This is a genomic window from Lysinibacillus sp. FW12 (assembly GCF_050817245.1).
GTDB classification, from domain to species: Bacteria; Bacillota; Bacilli; order Bacillales_A; family Planococcaceae; genus Lysinibacillus; species Lysinibacillus irui.
In genome coordinates, this window is the sequence record NZ_CP139094.1 from 4048330 (window position 1) to 4065127 (window position 16798).

General features: G+C 37.0%; 16 protein-coding genes. 4 read left to right on the forward strand and 12 right to left on the reverse strand.

Going from position 1 to position 16798, the window contains the following annotated elements; all coding sequences use genetic code 11:
* Window positions 1-35: 35 nt before the first annotated feature.
* The 10 genes from flgK to SJW71_RS20935 form a co-directional block, all read right to left on the reverse strand.
* Complete coding sequence (gene flgK / locus SJW71_RS20890; RefSeq protein ID WP_431811464.1) at window positions 36-1628, reverse strand: flagellar hook-associated protein FlgK; 1593 nt, start codon at window positions 1626-1628, stop codon at window positions 36-38.
* Window positions 1629-1644: 16 nt separating this feature from the next.
* Window positions 1645-2145 carry a flagellar protein FlgN gene (locus SJW71_RS20895; protein ID WP_322604745.1) on the reverse strand — a complete coding sequence of 167 codons (501 nt, stop codon included), beginning with the start codon at window positions 2143-2145 and terminating at the stop codon, window positions 1645-1647.
* 27 nt (window positions 2146-2172) lie between these two features.
* Window positions 2173-2433: a flagellar biosynthesis anti-sigma factor FlgM gene (gene flgM / locus SJW71_RS20900; RefSeq protein WP_274795619.1), complete on the reverse strand. Its 261-nt coding sequence runs from the start codon at window positions 2431-2433 to the stop codon at window positions 2173-2175.
* Between the two features lie 123 nt (window positions 2434-2556).
* Complete coding sequence (locus SJW71_RS20905) at window positions 2557-2970, reverse strand: TIGR03826 family flagellar region protein (RefSeq protein WP_431811465.1); 414 nt, start codon at window positions 2968-2970, stop codon at window positions 2557-2559.
* A 69-nt stretch (window positions 2971-3039) separates the two neighbouring features.
* Entirely contained in the window at window positions 3040-3630 is a 591-nt protein-coding gene (locus tag SJW71_RS20910) for a ComF family protein (protein ID WP_431811466.1), read from the reverse strand.
* On the reverse strand, window positions 3623-5011 hold the full coding sequence (locus SJW71_RS20915; RefSeq protein WP_322611283.1) for a DEAD/DEAH box helicase: 1389 nt from the start codon (window positions 5009-5011) through the stop codon (window positions 3623-3625). Before SJW71_RS20915 ends, SJW71_RS20910 begins: the two co-directional genes overlap by 8 nt.
* 45 nt (window positions 5012-5056) lie before the next feature.
* Window positions 5057-5899, reverse strand: a complete 843-nt coding sequence (locus tag SJW71_RS20920) for a DegV family protein (RefSeq protein WP_322604748.1) — start codon at window positions 5897-5899, stop codon at window positions 5057-5059.
* Between the two features lie 228 nt (window positions 5900-6127).
* Window positions 6128-6673: a DUF3225 domain-containing protein gene (locus tag SJW71_RS20925; RefSeq protein ID WP_274795612.1), complete on the reverse strand. Its 546-nt coding sequence runs from the start codon at window positions 6671-6673 to the stop codon at window positions 6128-6130.
* A 284-nt stretch (window positions 6674-6957) separates the two neighbouring features.
* On the reverse strand, window positions 6958-7632 hold the full coding sequence (locus SJW71_RS20930; protein WP_274795611.1) for a response regulator transcription factor: 675 nt from the start codon (window positions 7630-7632) through the stop codon (window positions 6958-6960).
* A gap of 35 nt (window positions 7633-7667) precedes the next feature.
* Window positions 7668-8816 carry a sensor histidine kinase gene (locus SJW71_RS20935; protein WP_274795610.1) on the reverse strand — a complete coding sequence of 383 codons (1149 nt, stop codon included), beginning with the start codon at window positions 8814-8816 and terminating at the stop codon, window positions 7668-7670.
* A 165-nt stretch (window positions 8817-8981) separates the two neighbouring features.
* On the opposite strand from SJW71_RS20935, the gene SJW71_RS20940 reads away from it, so the two are divergent.
* Together SJW71_RS20940 and SJW71_RS20945 are read left to right on the forward strand one after the other, a co-directional pair.
* The gene (locus tag SJW71_RS20940) at window positions 8982-9617 is read left to right on the forward strand and encodes a YigZ family protein (RefSeq protein WP_431811467.1); all 636 of its coding nucleotides are present in this window, start codon (window positions 8982-8984) and stop codon (window positions 9615-9617) included.
* 148 nt (window positions 9618-9765) lie between these two features.
* Window positions 9766-10818 (forward strand): LCP family protein, encoded by a 1053-nt coding sequence (locus SJW71_RS20945; RefSeq protein WP_431811468.1) that lies wholly within the window; start codon window positions 9766-9768, stop codon window positions 10816-10818.
* 418 nt (window positions 10819-11236) lie between these two features.
* On the opposite strand, the gene SJW71_RS20950 is transcribed toward SJW71_RS20945, so the two are convergent.
* Window positions 11237-12304, reverse strand: coding sequence for a glycosyltransferase family 4 protein (locus SJW71_RS20950; protein WP_312504916.1), 1068 nt, complete (start codon window positions 12302-12304; stop codon window positions 11237-11239).
* 227 nt (window positions 12305-12531) lie between these two features.
* Between SJW71_RS20950 and secA2 the strand changes: the two genes are divergently transcribed.
* Together secA2 and SJW71_RS20960 are read left to right on the forward strand one after the other, a co-directional pair.
* The gene (gene secA2, locus SJW71_RS20955) at window positions 12532-14895 is read left to right on the forward strand and encodes an accessory Sec system translocase SecA2 (RefSeq protein ID WP_431811469.1); all 2364 of its coding nucleotides are present in this window, start codon (window positions 12532-12534) and stop codon (window positions 14893-14895) included.
* Between the two features lie 3 nt (window positions 14896-14898).
* On the forward strand, window positions 14899-15795 hold the full coding sequence (locus SJW71_RS20960; protein ID WP_431811470.1) for an accessory Sec system S-layer assembly protein: 897 nt from the start codon (window positions 14899-14901) through the stop codon (window positions 15793-15795).
* A gap of 89 nt (window positions 15796-15884) precedes the next feature.
* Here SJW71_RS20960 and SJW71_RS20965 read toward each other — a convergent pair whose 3' ends face one another.
* Window positions 15885-16778, reverse strand: coding sequence for a LysM peptidoglycan-binding domain-containing protein (locus SJW71_RS20965; RefSeq protein WP_431811471.1), 894 nt, complete (start codon window positions 16776-16778; stop codon window positions 15885-15887).
* Window positions 16779-16798 lie beyond the last annotated feature (20 nt).

Sequence of the window (16798 nt, forward strand, 5' to 3'; positions counted from 1 at the left end):
TGTAAGTTTAAGAGAGTTATCTCTATATATTATGGTTATAGACCAACTCGACCCATACCATTAATGATTTTATCCAATGTTTCATCGACAACAGTAATCATACGTGCATTTGCATTATACGCTTGTTGGAATGTAATCATATTTGTCATTTCTTCATCTAAGGAAACTGCACTTACAGCATCACGGCTATTAGATACCATAAGACGCTGGGATTCAGATGTCGCAGCTAAACGTAACGCCTCTTCACCATCTACACCAACTTTTCCGACAATAGCTTGATAGAATGATTGTAAGCTTGCGTTATCTATATCTGCATATAATTTATGTTGCATATTTGCAAGTTCGTAAGCATTCTTACCATTTCCTTCTTCTGTTGGGTTAGAAGATGCAGCTAATAGGTTGGGGTTTTTTAGGATATCTTCATTAACCTTGATTCCACCAGCACCAGTACCTTCAAAGAAAACGCCTCCTTGTACAGAAGCATTGATGATGTTTCCATTTGCATCTTTTTCTTCAAGTGTATAACCTTTTGCATGTTGTGCATTGAATTCTTTAATAAATGCATTGGCTAATTGATCTAATTTTTGTAAAGTTTCTGGGTAGTATCCTTTAACATCGCCACCCGCACTTTGATAACCAAATGAATTAATTAATGAAAGTAATTTCCCTTTCGATGCTTCAAAATCTTGCTGTTTAATGGCCGTTTGTGTACTAGTGACAGTGCCAGCCTCATGTACATCTAAAGATTCCAATCCTGTTAATTGTAATTCAGAAAAAGAGTTTGTAATATCGTCGCCTGTCACCTTAGTGCCATTTGTACCCATTGCTGTAAATTGAGCAAAATCTTTACCGTTTACTAGATCTCTGACAATACCATCTGTCCCTTTAAAGGTAATTTTCAAACTTCCTTCTGCAACCTCTGATGCTAAACCACCTGAAGGAATACGTTCAATTGATACTGGGATATACTCATTTAATTTATCGACTAAAGTATCACGAACATCATATAAATCATTCGGTACATGTCCACTTGGTTCGACCTCTTGTATCTGTTTATTAACCGCTGCAATTTGTTTAAGGATGGTATTAATTTGAGTTGTCGAAACATTAAGTTCATTTCCAAGATTGCCCTGAATCATTTTTAATTGTTTATCAAGGTAATTAAAAGATTCAGCTAAGTGCTCTGCACGGCTAATAGCTACTTGACGTGAAGCACCATCTGCAGGCTTAGTCCCCACATCTTCAAGCCCTTTCCAGAACTGCTCGAATGCTTTATCTAAACCGAATTCCGAAGGTTCATTCATGACATCTTCCATTTGTGCTATAGCATTTGTTCTAGATTCCCAATAACCAAATTTATTTGTTTCTTGACGATATTGGCGATCGATAAATTCACTGCGAATACGTTGGATTGAACTTGCTTCAACCCCAGTACCAAGATGTCCTGGATAAGTAGGTTGGTTTAAGCCGGCTGTTGGAAAACCTGGTGTCGCCTGCATATTTACTCGTTGGCGAGAGTAACCTAGCGTGTTAGCGTTCGAGATATTGTGTCCTGTAGTGTATAAAGCTGTTTGCTGCGTGAAGAGGCCGCGTTTGCTTGCTTCTAAGCCCATAAATGTTGAGCGCATGTTTCTTCCTCCCTTGTTATGCTTGTGAATCGAAATATGATTTTTTAGCTATATTGTTTGTGCCGCGGACCTCGTTGCTAGAGTAGTTCATTTGCTCTGTGCGAGGTCTTACGGCGTCTAGTGTTAGGTTGACGATTTGTAGAGATTGGAAAACGAGTTTTTGATTTAGATCATTTTGTTTTCGTAGGTCATTGATGATTTGTATTAAGCGTTCGCGAACTGCTGATAGTGTTGCTTTGTCAGCTTGTTGTTCAGCAGCCTCGATGACATCTGCTACAGTTGTTTTGTCAGTTGAAGCAAGTCCCTTTGCTTCAAGGTAGTCCGTTACCTGTTTCTGACGCTGTTGCTCGAGCTTATCGATGGCTGCTACGTGTGCCTGCTCATCCTTGAGCAATTGGTCTAGAGCTTCGATATCGCCAGCTTTGATGATTTCTGTTTTTTTATAGGCTAGTTCAAGTAAGCTTTTATGCATTCTCTCTAGCATCGTTAGTGTAGAACTAATCGCTTCTACAGACATATCGCTATACACCCTTTCTGCTATTCCCTAGAAACGATAATATTTCAGCATATCCTCCGCTACTTTACGAGCATCTACTTTGTATTCACCAGATTCAATGTCTTTTTTCAATTGCTGTACGCGGTCAGCTCGTTCTGTACTGTAGGTTGAAACTCCTTGCAATTCCTGCGCTGCCTTTGAAATTTCAATTTTATCTGCAAAAGAAGCTTTGTTTGTATCTGATTTCACATTGCGCACTTGGTTTTTATAGGCGTTCACCGCATTAATTCCATAAGATGTAATTTTCATATCGAAACCTCCTATCTAAAAATCTTATCTTACTATTATTTCGGATTGTCTCACATAATGTTAAGTTTTCACATATAAAAAAGTGTGCTAATTTTGTTTAAAATTAACACACAATTCCAGTTATTAACGTTTTCGCTCTGAGTGATACGTGACACGATCACGTTGCTCTACACTTTCTCGGAATTCCTTTGCCGCTTCAAATGTACGCAAATCGGTCTTTAATTCATCCTGACATTTCGTACAAAGCTTGCCTTTCGTTGTCAGGTGACCACAGTTATCACATGGATAGCCAAGGTTAGGGAACATGGCTGGTTGCAAACGACCTTTGCGAACCCATCTGTATAATAACTCTTCTTCTGCTCCTGTTGCTTCCACAATGCGTTCAACTGTTGCTGCACGGTTTTCGCGTTTACGTAAGAAGCGGTAGACGATTTGATACAGTTCTTCCTCTGATTGTGCACATTTATGACAAACCTCTCGGACCCCTGTATAATTGAAAAATTCATTACATTTTGGACAATTACGAACCTCTGCCATCTATTTTCCTCCTCTTACAACATTTCTTATCTATGAATGTTATTTATTATACATTACACTTTGGTATTTTTAACCTTCAATTAATGTGAAGTATTGGACATTTTTAGCACCTGCTTGTTTTAACACATCTGCAGCATGCTGTAAAGTCGTTCCTGTAGTTTTTATATCGTCAAATAGAAGATAATCTTTATGCTCCACGTGTACATCCGTCATCAAGCGAAAAAGTGGTGCCGCATGTATCCGTTGTTCTCTATTTTTAGAGCTTTGAGTCTCGGTAGTAGTCTTTTCTAGTAGCTGAATATATGGAACATGAGCAGCTTTCAATAATTCCTCTGTATGCGAAAAAGTACGCTCCTGTTGTTTGAGGGGATGCATGGGAATTGGAATAATAGTCGCCTTTTCTTTCTTAAAGCGAGTATATAGCTCCTGACGAAATACTTTTGCGAGGGCTACATCTTGTAGAAACTTAAACTGGTGTAAGAAATCTTTCATGGGATCATTGTATTGATAGAGTGCGGTAGAGGAGTTTGAGCGTTGAAAGTGAGAGGTACATCTTTCACATATAGTCGGAGAGAATTGCTTTATTAAAAGTGTGTTCCAGGAAATCATGGTGTTTAATGATTGAGAGCATATTAAACAACGCGTTTCTATTTTATTCATTGAAAAATCCTTTCTTATTATAAAAAAGAATTTTTGCACGCGCCTCGTCCATCTCTGTCGTAATACCGTGATGAAAGTATAGGACGTCCCCATCAGGAAATTGAATATTTCGTCCGACACGGCCTGCGATTTGAATAAGTGCACTAGCTGTAAAAACGGGGGATTCAGCCCCAATAACAGCCACCTGGACATTGCTGATCGTAATGCCTCTTTCTAAAATAGTTGTCGTTAATAATCCTGGCACTTCTTTATTTCGCAGTTTCACCACTTTCTCTTTACGCTCCGAATCCTCTGCATGCACAGCAAGTATATCTTCATTTATTAATTGAAAAAGTGGTGCTGCTATCTTCATTAAACTAATTGTCGGGAAAAATATTAAAAATGGTTCATTTCGACTCAAACGCTCCTCTGTCCATTGTTTAAGCTTCTTAGGAATCTTACCTCTATTAAAGCTTTTTTCATAGCCCCACAAAGCATGAAATTGAGGGACTGGTAATGGGTAATTGTGATAGCGCTTTGGGATAAAAGAGTAGCTTTCTTTGTGAAAAGACTGAAGTAACTTTTGTGCAGGGGTTGCAGTGACATATACAATGGGAGCATCATTTCTTTTCGCTTTTTCAACCGCTCTTTGCAATGTTTCATCAAATGTATAAGGAAAAGCATCTGCCTCATCTACAATCATGACATCAAATGCTTGTTCAAATCGGTAGAGCTGATGGGTCGTCGCAATGACAAGCTGAGCATAACCAGCTTGCTTGGATGCACCTCCATATAATGCATGAATGATAGTTTTAGGAAAAACTTGCTGAAAGCGTGGATAGAGCTCTAGTACAACATCTGTGCGTGGTGTTGCAATACAAACACGCAAACCACGCTTTAAGGCATCATGAACCATAGGAAATAGCAGCTCCGTTTTACCAGCGCCGCAAACCGCATGGATTAGATGCGAGCGTTGTGCTTGCACACTTGCTAATGCTTCATTTGCAGCCTGTTCTTGTAATGTAGTAAATTGTCCTGTCCATTGTAAGATATGGTTGCTCGTCTTTATCGCCTTAGGACCTGTCCAAACCATTAATTGTGTACAGCTACTTACCCTCCCCATCTTGATACAATGCCGACAATAAATACATGGTTGCTGACACTTTGAACAATCAAATATCGTGAATAATTGTCGATTTGTATTATGGCAACGATTGCATTTTATAACTGGCTTCATTTGAATTCCTTCTATTAAACAGAAGTATTTATGATTGATTGCTTTATCCATATCATCTTTTGAAAATGGAGCATGATTTTTCAGCCAAATGCGACCTTCATGGAAATCACGCATTGCGGGCGGTACTATCCAGCCTTTATATCTCATTAATCTTTCTCCCTTCATAGAAAAAAGCCTCTACTTTTGCAGTAGAGACTCATTCAATTCAAATTATTTTTTTGTCCAGCCTAAGCCTAAAGATCCTTCACCTAAATGTGTTCCGATGACCGGACCGAAATAGCTTAGTTTAAAGTTTACATGTGGGTACGTTTTCGCTAATTGTTCAAGCCATTCTTGTGCCTCTGCTTGGCAATTACCGTGAATGACCACCGCATCCAGTGCATCATACTTTTTCGCATCCTCTGCTAGCAGCTCTTCAACTCGCTTTAATGCCTTTTTACGCGTTCGAATTTTTTCGAAAGGTACAATGACCTTGTCCACAAAATGCAGGACTGGCTTCACTTGTAAAAGGCCTCCAATTAAAGCTGCTGCTGCAGATAAACGTCCACCACGTTGTAAATGTGCTAAGTCGTCTACAATGAAGTAAGCACGAATATATTGCTGCATGTCCGCTAATGCTGCAAGGATATCTTTTGCTGAATAGCCCTCTTTCGCCATTTCAGCTGCTTTTAAAACATAGAAGCCTTGAACCGCACAGGATATTTCACTGTCAAAGGAATGAACCTTAATACCTTCTACCATTTCACCTGCTTGTATTGCACCTTGATATGTTCCACTAATACCGCTCGATAAATGAATGGAAATAACCTCGTCATATTCTTTCGCCAGCTCATCAAAGAGAGCGACAAATTCTCCGATTGGAGGCTGTGTTGTTTTCGGAAATTCCTTTGCACCACGCACCTTATCATAAAATTCAGATGCTGTGATATCTACTTCTTCTGCAAATAATTGACCTGAGATATTAACGCTTAAAGGAATCATATGAATGTTTAAGCGTGCACGTTCCTCAGCCGTAATATATGCAGTACTATCTGTTACGATTGCCGTCCTCATCTAAGTCCACTCTCCTATGATTCTTAGTTTACAATCTATTCCTTCTCGCTGCAATTGTTGTTGTGTCGTTACACTAAATGAAAACAAAAAGAAATGAATGTGAAATGAATGACGTTCACGTTTTTTGCCATTCAGAATGGTGCTAGTAAGCAGCTTCCATTTCACATTCATTTTTTATGTATAGTAGGCTTATCTTCACTCAATTAGGTTGAATGAAGATAGCTCCTGTTAATTGCCTGTACTTGATTGTGAGTCATCACCAATATAAAAGACACTTGTTACTTTCCAATCGTTGTCTTCTTTCACAAAGACGGTTACTTGACGTCCTGCACTTTCATGCTCGACATTTGTCTCAAGTTGAAGAGAGTGCATTTTCATATTGGCAAACACTTGAGCCTCTTCTGGTTCATATTTAGCAATCGTTACGTTTTCTACATCACGCTTAATATCAAATTGCTCAAATACTTCTGATGCATATGTTTTTTCTTCATCGTATTTAAAACCTTTTGGATTTTTCGAAATGGTCTTCATATAACGATCAATTTCTTCAGCGTTCAACGCTGCAATATACTCATCAAAAGATGCTAATATAGCTTTTTCCTCTGCTGCTGGTACGTTTTCAGCTTTTTCTACGTTACCACCCATCATCTCAAAGCCTACTGTACCATCATCTATTACTTTTTCTCGTTCTTCGTCACTCATTTTCTCATCTTTATTACCACAGGCAGTTAACACTAATAAGATTAAAACTGCTAGAAAACTTTTCTTTAACATCAAAAAACCTCCCGCGCATATTGTAGCATATAAATGCTGTCGTAGGAATTTTGTTGTGCATTTTCAACATTTAGGTGCTACATCTTCCTTATGACGCATTAGGCTGTAAAATGTTGCATGGTCTGTTAGTTTTCTTGTTAAATGCACCTTTTGCGATGTTACAAAATTGTGAATGACTCGCTATTCCAAGAGTAACTGCTATACAAATAATTACCATAAAACAATAAAAAACTGTTTTAAAAACTACTTCATAATAAAGTAGCTTTTAAAAACAGTTTTTGCAATTATCGTACTTCAACCCAACCATTTTTAATGGCTGTTACAACAGCTTGTGTACGGTCATTCACATTCATTTTTTGTAGAATACTTGATACGTGGTTTTTAACTGTTTTTTCAGAGATAAATAATGTCTCACCAATTGTACGGTTAGATTGTCCATCTGTTAACAGCTGTAAAACTTCACATTCACGTTTCGTTAGTAAATGGAATGGACGACGAATTTCTGTTTGGTGGAAGTTTCCTTTATTTTCGTGCTCTGATAGTCGTTTAAATTCTGCTACTAGGTTTTTCGTTACTTTTGGATGTAAGTAAGAGCCACCATTGGCAACGACTTTAATCGCCTCAACGATTTCATCTGCATCCATCTCTTTTAACATATAACCAAGTGCACCTGATTTTAAAGCATGTGTCACATATGTTTCATCATCGTGAATGGACAGCATAATCACTTTTGCATCTGGGAATTCACTGATTAACTCCGATGTTGCTTCTACACCATTTTTGCCTGGCATGTTAATATCCATAAGTACAACATCTGGTTCGTTTTCAGCATATAACGTAACCACGTCTGTACCATCGTCACCTTCAGCTACTACATCAAACGTATCTTCAAAGTCTAAAATACGTTTTACTCCTTCGCGGAATAGCTGGTGATCGTCTACAATAATAATCTTTGTCATTTGTCTTTACCCCCTAAATTTCTGCAACAGTTACATCATTCTACTTCTAACGGTATTTTAAATAACACCGTTGTCCCTCGATTGATTTCACTCGTAATGGTAATTGTACCATTTAAAATTTCAATACGTTCTTTCATTCCTAAAATCCCAAAGGAATGATCTTTCACTACTTGTGGGTCAAAGCCTATGCCGTCATCTTTTACAACAACATTGACTGCATCCTTTAACCATTCAAGCTTTACCCAAATGTCTTTACACTTTCCATGCTTCATGGCATTTGTTACACATTCTTGTACTAATCGGAAAATGGATACTTCATAATTTGAAGGTATACGTTTTTCTGTACTTCTCGATTGGAAATGAATTTCAACACCAGGATTGTATTCAGTCACTGTCGATAAATACTTCTTTAATGTCGGAACAATTCCCAAATCATCAAGTGCCATTGGTCGTAGATCATAAATAATACGTCGCACCTCTGATAAAGCATTCCGCACCGTTTTCTTTAAATCGGCCATTTCAGCCAATGCATTTTCAATACCTTTTTCACGATACGTTCTATCTATTAAATCAGTGCGCATTAGTACATTTGCAAGCATTTGAGCAGGTCCATCGTGAATTTCTCGCGATAAACGCTTACGCTCCTCTTCTTGAGCTGCAATAATTCGTATGCCAAAATCTTGCTTCATTTTTGCTTGTTCAAGCGCTAAACCAACATTTTTTAAATCAGAAGTTAAGTAATTCAAAACGACATTTACCTGATTGACAATATGATCAGCTCGTTCAATCGTATCGAGTAACCCTCTTAATCTTCTCTCTAGATCATCTCTTTTATCGCGTAGCTGTTTTTCTTGTGTTCTCATAACGGAGAGCTTTACTTGAAAATCATGTGCAGTTTCATATGCTTCTCTAACTTGTTCTTCGGTATAATTATCAAAAGCTTTACTCACTAATACAAGTCGTTGCTTAGCAAGCTGCGTACTTTTTTCCAAAGCATCGCCTTCATCAATGACGATTGATATTTGTTTTCGAACAATTTCTAGCTCTTTTTGCATATCTTCAAAGCTTCTTCGGCTCTGTTCACTTATAATAAAGATATCGTCCTTCGAGCTCATTATTGTATCTAACATTCGATTAAAAATGTCATCAAGCGACTTTAAATCGAAGGTATCATTTGAAAACATAGTATACTCCCCAGTCTAATGTCTTATGATTACTTACTATTTTAATAGACCAAATTCATATATTCCATAGTCTACACCTATTATAGCATTACCATGCTAAAATTTAATGCTTTTTCTTCACGAAAATTATAGAATAGAACTCTAGTTAAAAGGAGATTGATACGGATGAGAGAAAACTATTTAACAGTAAAAGGTTATGGTGAAAGCGAAATTGTCATTTCAAAATCCCGCTTTCTCACTTATATAGAACGTGCAGAAACGGAAGAGGATGCAATTTCTTTTATAGATCGTATAAAAAAATTGCATCATAATGCAACTCATAATTGCTCAGCCTATATTATTGGAGAGCATAATCATATTCAAAAAGCGAATGATGACGGGGAACCTAGTGGTACGGCAGGCGTCCCTATGTTAGAGGTCTTAAAAAAACAAGGCTTAAAAGATACTGTCGTCGTCGTGACTCGCTATTTTGGAGGAATTAAATTAGGTGGCGGTGGCCTTATTCGCGCTTATGGAAAAGCAACAACTGAAGGTCTTATAGCTGCCCAGGTGGTTGAACGCAAACTTCATCATTTCCTGAATGTTGGCATTGATTACACTTGGCTCGGAAAAGTAGAAAATGAAATAAGAGGTTCGTCCTATACTTTAGAGGAAATTCGCTATTTAGAGGGTGTAGAAATCATAGTTTCTGTCCTAAAAGAGGAAGAAGAACAGTTCCGAAGTTGGATAACAGAAATGACAAATGGACAAGCAACCATCACATTCGAAGATGCTCAATTTGTAGAATTTATTGTCAAATGATTAGTTTTAATTGTCGAAACTAAATACGCATAGTATAATTTTTTTGTTAGGCTATTTTTATCGACCACATGTTTACTTCTTAGTAATTGAATAAAATTTAGCTTTATCGCATTATTATTCCCAATAATTAGAGGAGAATATATCTATTATGAAAAAAAGATCTGTAAGTCCAAACAAAAAGAGGTCTTCTAAAGCTTCATTAATTATAAAAGTTACACTACTATTAGTTGCCAGCTTGGTAATTTGTGTAACGGCTTATGCTGTTTACCTTACTAAACAGGTAGAGCATGCCGCAGACTCAGCATATGAGGAATTAGAAGGTCGAGAGGTTTCTAAGCAAAGTGTAGAAAAAGTAGAACCGGTACATGATAATGTATCTATTTTATTTGTCGGGGTTGATGATAGTGATAATCGTGGACAAGGTTCGGATCATTCACGTTCCGATGCACTCGTTTTAGCTACACTAAATAATAAAACCCATACAATTAAAATGTTAAGCATTCCTCGTGATTCTTACGTTTATATTCCTAAAGTAGGCTATAAAGATAAAATTACTCATGCGCATGCAATGGGTGGAACACTTACTACTATTGAAACAGTAGAAGACCTATTTGATATTCCTATCAATTACTATGTACGTATGAATTTCAATGCTTTTATTGATGTAGTTGATGCTTTAGGCGGTATTGAAGCAGAAGTACCTTATGCTTTACATGAATTAGATGAATTCGATAAGTATACAATTAACTTACAGCCAGGCTTACAGCATTTAGATGGTAGCCAAGCACTTGCACTCGCAAGAACACGTAAGCAAGATAGCGATATCGAGCGTGGTAAACGTCAACAAGAAATTCTTTCAGCGATTATTAAAAAAGTCGCTTCGGTTGGCTCCATTACAAAATATGATGATGTGATCAAAGCTCTTGGTGATAATATGAAAACGGACATGACATTCACTGAAATGAAATCCTTCTTATCTTATTTATCAAAAGGCACACCACGTATCGACTCTTTAACATTGGACGGTACAGATGACATGTCTACTGGAATTTATTATTACCAGTTAAATCAGGATTCTGTTGAAGAAGTAAAAGAAATTTTCAAGAACCATCTTGGCATAAATGAACAATCCTCAAGCTTAACAAGTGGCAATACAGGAACAAATAGTGCTGCTAGTGATGATGATTCAATCATTGAATAAACAATAAAACTTTTAGACCCTAGACAAACTTTCTTGTCTAGGGTCTTTTTGTATTACAATCCTTTGATAATCGGCTACCCTTTTCTCTTACCCTGTCATAACACAAATAAACTAGCTCACTTAGTTTCTCTCCCCTTTCATTTCCTATACATAAAACTGTGTTGAATATTCTTTCCTATGTTGTTGCAGTAACAGTTAATCAATTGTTAACATTTCTCCATTGATTTAATTTCGTACTTAATAGAAGGTGTTTATGTAAAAAAATTAGAGCAACAATCCTATAATAGAAAAGCAGGATCCATAAACCCTGGATAAAAACAGTTCGAGCCATGGCTATAAAAAAACCGTAGTCAAACTCTCAAATTTTTGAGTTTGACTACGGTCGGAGCAATCACACAATATGTATGATTGATATATTTTATTTACTAAAGATCCGTACAAAGTTTAATAATGGTTTATAGTTTTTACCAGCAAGCCCTATGATCTCAACGAAGATTTCAATGGCTGTTAGGATGACAGCTACTAGTAAAATTGCGCCCCAAACTTTTGCCATAGAGAAAATGATCGCTGCTAATCCAAACATCATCGCGATACCGTAAATAATTAGTACCGTTTGACGATGTGTGAAGCCCATATCCAGTAAACGGTGGTGTAAATGTGATTTGTCTGGATCAGACCATTTTTTCTTCATACGTACGCGACGAACAATCGCAAAGAATGTATCAGAAATCGGTACACCAAGAATAATAATTGGAATGATTAACGAAACGAATGTAACATTTTTAAACCCAAGTAATGCTAGCACGGAAATCATAAATCCAAGGAATAGTGCTCCTGTATCACCCATAAAGATTTTTGCTGGGTGGAAATTATAAAATAAGAAACCAAGTGAAGCTACAGCTAAAATGGCTGCTAACGCTAATACAAATACATTGCTCATAATAAATGCCATTACAGCTAAAGTAATAAGTGCAATCGTAGAAACACCTGCAGCTAAACCGTCTAAGCCATCAATTAAATTTACGGCATTGGTAATACCGATGATCCAAATAATTGTTAATGGGATACTCAGTAAACCAAAGTCTAATGTACCTAAAAACGGTAGATTAACCATATCAATATCAATACCGCCTACAAAAACAACAATCAGTGCAGCAATTAGCTGACCAAGCATTTTTGCTTTAGCGGAAATCTCACGCATATCATCAATAACACCTGTAACAACGATGATACAAGCACCAATAATGATAGCTAATAAAGCTTCATTACTACCATGTTTCGTATCGACTAAAAACGAATATAAAATCGTCACACCGATGATAAAGGCAAGAAAAATCGCCAAACCGCCAAGTCTTGGCATAATTCGAGCATGTACTTTTCGATAGTTTGGTGCGTCAACTGCACCTATTCTAAACGCTAAACGTTTCACTAATGGAGTTAACAAAATGGATGCAACAAATGCTGCTATTAAAGACACGTAAAGCATGTCTCTCCTCCTCAAAAAAATATAATCTACATTGAAATCCACATTGATTATAGCATGAACAAGCATTGAAATATACTTTTTCTAAACATTTTCCACGATTTCACAAATATTTTGTACATTTTAGCATTAATAGATTCCTATATAGTCAATTGTAGTCACCATTCGCAAAATTTGATAGAATAATGGAGTGTCTAGCATTTAGACAACTTTAAAGGAGCGTATATTTCATGTTCTCAATTTTCAAAAGTAACAAAGAGCAAACAAGTGCTCGTCAATTAAAACGCTACTATAAAATAGTAGATCAAATTAACAATCTTGAAGAAAAATATGTCAACAAGTCAGATGCCGAATTACGAGAAATGACTTTTATTTTCAAAGATCAATTAGAGCAAGGTGAGCCTATTACATCTATCATCCCGGACGCATTTGCTGTTGTACGCGAAGCCTCAAAGCGTGTATTAGGAATGCGTCATTTTGATGTACAGCTGATCGGTGGTCTTGTATTAACAGAAGGTAATATTGCTGAAATGCCAACAGGTGAAGGTAAAACACTAGTTGCCTCCCTTCCCTCCTATGTGCGTGCATTAGAAGGTAAAGGTGTTCATGTCATCACAGTAAATGATTACCTAGCAAAGCGTGACTATGAGCTAGTCGGTCAAATCCATCGTTTTCTTGGCTTAACTGTTGGTTTAAATGTACCGATGATGGAAGCTGATGCGAAAAAAGAAGCTTATAATGCAGATATTACATACGGTGTTGGTACTGAATTTGGTTTCGATTATTTACGTGACAATATGGCCTATAGCCTAGCAGATAAAGTGCAACGTCCTTATCACTTCGCCATTATTGATGAAGTGGATAGTGTATTAATCGATGAAGCAAAAACACCGTTAATTATCGCAGGTAAAATGCCTTCTAACGATGAATTACATCGCATTGCTGCTATGTTAGCTAAACGTTTCAAGAAAGATGAAGACTATGATTTCGATGATGAAACGAAAGCTACTTCCCTAACAGATAAAGGTATTGAAAAGGTTGAGGCTGCCTTCAATATTGACAATCTATATGATTTAGAACATCAAACACTTTTCCACTATGTAATCCAAGCTGTTCGTGCACACGTTATGTTCAAACGCGATGTAGATTACATTGTGAAAGAAGATAAAATTGAACTTGTCGATATGTTTACAGGCCGTATTTTAGAAGGCCGTTCACTTTCTGATGGCTTACATCAAGCGATAGAAGCCAAAGAAGGCGTAACAATTACAGATGAAAATAAGTCAATGGCACAAGTCACAATTCAAAACTATTTCCGTATGTATCCGAAGCTTTCCGGGATGACGGGTACAGCGAAAACACAGGAAAAAGAAATCCGAGAAGTGTACGGCATGGAAGTTGTGCAAATCCCAACAAACCGTCCACGACAACGTATCGATCAACCTGATATTATCTTTAGCACACAGGAAGCAAAATATAAATATGTTGCTGCTGAAGTTAAAAAACGTCATGAAAAAGGCCAGCCAATTCTAATTGGTACAACATCGATTTTACAGTCTGAAACAGTGGCTGACTATCTGAAAAAAGAAAAATTAACATTCCAATTACTGAATGCAAAAACGGTAGAGCAAGAAGTTGAGCTTATTTCTCAGGCAGGACAAAAAGGTCGTATTACTGTAGCGACAAATATGGCTGGCCGTGGTACAGATATTATGCTAGGTGAAGAAGTTCATGAACTCGGTGGTTTATATGTAATTGGTACAGAAAAGCATGAAAGCCGTCGTGTAGACAATCAGTTACGGGGTCGTTCTGGTCGTCAAGGCGATGTAGGCGAAAGTCGCTTCATTCTCTCTATTGAAGATGATATGTTCCGTCGTTACGCAAAAGAAGAAGTTGAAAAATTCTCTGTAAAAATGGTCGTAGACGAAAATGGCATCATCCAAAATAAAGAGGTTCAAGAGCTAATTGACCGTACACAGCGTATTGTTGAAGGTTCACAATACGGCATGCGAGAATATAACTTAAAATTAGATGATGTCATTAATGATCAGCGTAATGTTCTTTATGGTCTACGAGATAAAATTTTAGCTGGCGAAGACTTATTAGAACAATTAAAGCAAATGTTATACGAAACAGTTGACTTTGCAGTACGGGATGCTACACCAGATGATATTCCGTCGTTTGAATGGGACTATGATGGTATAGAGGCGACGTTAAATAGTCTTTTCCTATCTCCTGTTACCATTGATAGAGAAGTCGGGAAGGTTATACCTATTTTAGATTCCCTACAAGCTCCTGTAGACGAATTAACTGCCAAAATGGATACGTTTTCCCAAAATGAACAAGTAATGGATGTAATCCCTCAAATTATGTTAAGCAACATAGATAGTGGTTGGATAAAACATTTAGAGGCTATGGCTCACTTAAAAGAAGGAATTGGACTTCGTCACTATCAACAAGAAGATCCTATGCGTATTTATCAAAGAGAAGGCCTAGAATTATTCGCTAAAAATTTCCAAGAATTACGTCGTACGATTATTATAGAAATTATTGGATTTATGAAAACAATCGAAGCACAACAGGAGGAGCAATAAATAATGGGTTTATTTTCATTCTTTAAAAAATCAGACAAAGTTGGTCAAGAAAATACAATTGACTCAAAAGATTTACTAGGAAACACTGCTGCAGATAACAGCAATGATGATAGCGTTGAAACAAAGCTCTCTTTCCATCCAGATTGGGATGTACCTCAGGAGCAAAAATATATCTTTAACTTTCTTGCTAATGAGCTAGAACCATTAAAACCAAATCAATTATCTCTTTCTTCAATTAGTATTGATGAGGACCGTTCTGGTAAATGGCAAGTACGAGCATTTTTCCGTTCTTCGCTTTCTGAAGCGATTGAACTTGGTGAAATCGAACTTTTTATCATGGATAAAAACGATGAGCTTTTAGCTTCTAAAAAATTTGACTTTAAAGCACTTGGCACAATCCCTGCGAAAAGTGCTCGTCCATGGGTATTTGAATTTGAAAAATCAGCTATTAAAGTTGATGAAATACCGGAAGAAGGATGGAAACTGGCTTTCAATCTAGTATCTTTACGTGATCATCAATTAGAATTAGATCCTACCTGGGAAGAACAACTACCAGCAGAACAAAAAGAGGAACTTGCTAAGATTGTTAAAACCTTGCCAAAATTAGGAGAAACCGAAGTTAACTTTACAGGTTTACAAGCAAAATTTATGAATAATGGTAGCTTAAATGTCTCTATCTTTATTCGTAACGGCCATAACAAGGCTATAAACCTAGAACAACTACCTCTTGAAATTATTGATGCAAGAGGAAAACAAATAGCAAAAGGTTCATTTAAAATGGATCCTGTCTTAACAGTTCAACCTAATTCAACAAAACCTTGGACATTTATTTTCCCTGCCGAATTAGTTAACCCAAAAGGTGCTGACCTTTCTCGTTGGACAGCACGTGTAACACAATAACATGTAACCCCCTTCTAACTTAACCAGAAGGGGGTTTTATTGAACTCACAAAAAAGCGATTTCTGCATAGGCAAAAATCGCTTCTTTTCTTATTTCACGCCATCAAAACGTTTATATGCTACTAATTTAGAAGACCAGTAAGAATTCGTCACGTCCGAAATTTCTACCCCGTCTGTGCCCGCATGGATGAATTTATTATCACCAAGATAAATGCCCATATGAGAAATTCCTTCTTTATAGGTATTCTCGAAGAATACTAAATCCCCAGGTACTGGATTTTCTACTTGCGTTGTATTGCCATTATAGTATCCTTCACTGCTTGCTCTTGCTATTTTTAAACCACCCTGATTAAAGGCATAAAAAATAAAGCCACTACAGTCTAGTCCTACTGGTGTATTACCACCGTATAGATATGGAGTGCCAACCAATGTATTGGCAACTTCAACTGTTTTTTTATAAATCGTCTGTCCATTTGCTGTAGGATCTTTAGCTGTTACGTTGGATGGTGTGCCCGCATCTGAAGTTTCATTATTATGTATAGGATTGCTGTCGGGTTGCACTATTGTTGAAGTAATTTTTAACACTTGTCCAATATAGATGATGTCTGACTCAAGTTTGTTCCAATCCCTTATATCCTTAATTGTCACATTATATTGTTTTGCTATTTTTGATAATGTGTCACCTTTCGCTACAGTATGAGAGCTAGCTGTTAGTTTCACAGATGGTGATGGTATTGAAGGTTTTTTCCCCTCAGTCGTTGCTTGCTTTTGAATCTCAAGCTTTTGAGCTACATAAATCGTATCTTTTGATAGATTATTCCACTTCATGATATCCTCAATCGTGACTTGGTGATTATTGGCGATTTTGGATAAAGTATCTCCCTTTTGTACGGTATATGTTGCTGCTTCTGCTGGTTGTAGTGCTAAAAATGAAGTTGCAATAGTGCTTAAAACAAGAATTCTCCATTTTTTCGTATTTTGCATTCCAAAGTGCCTCCGTTCGT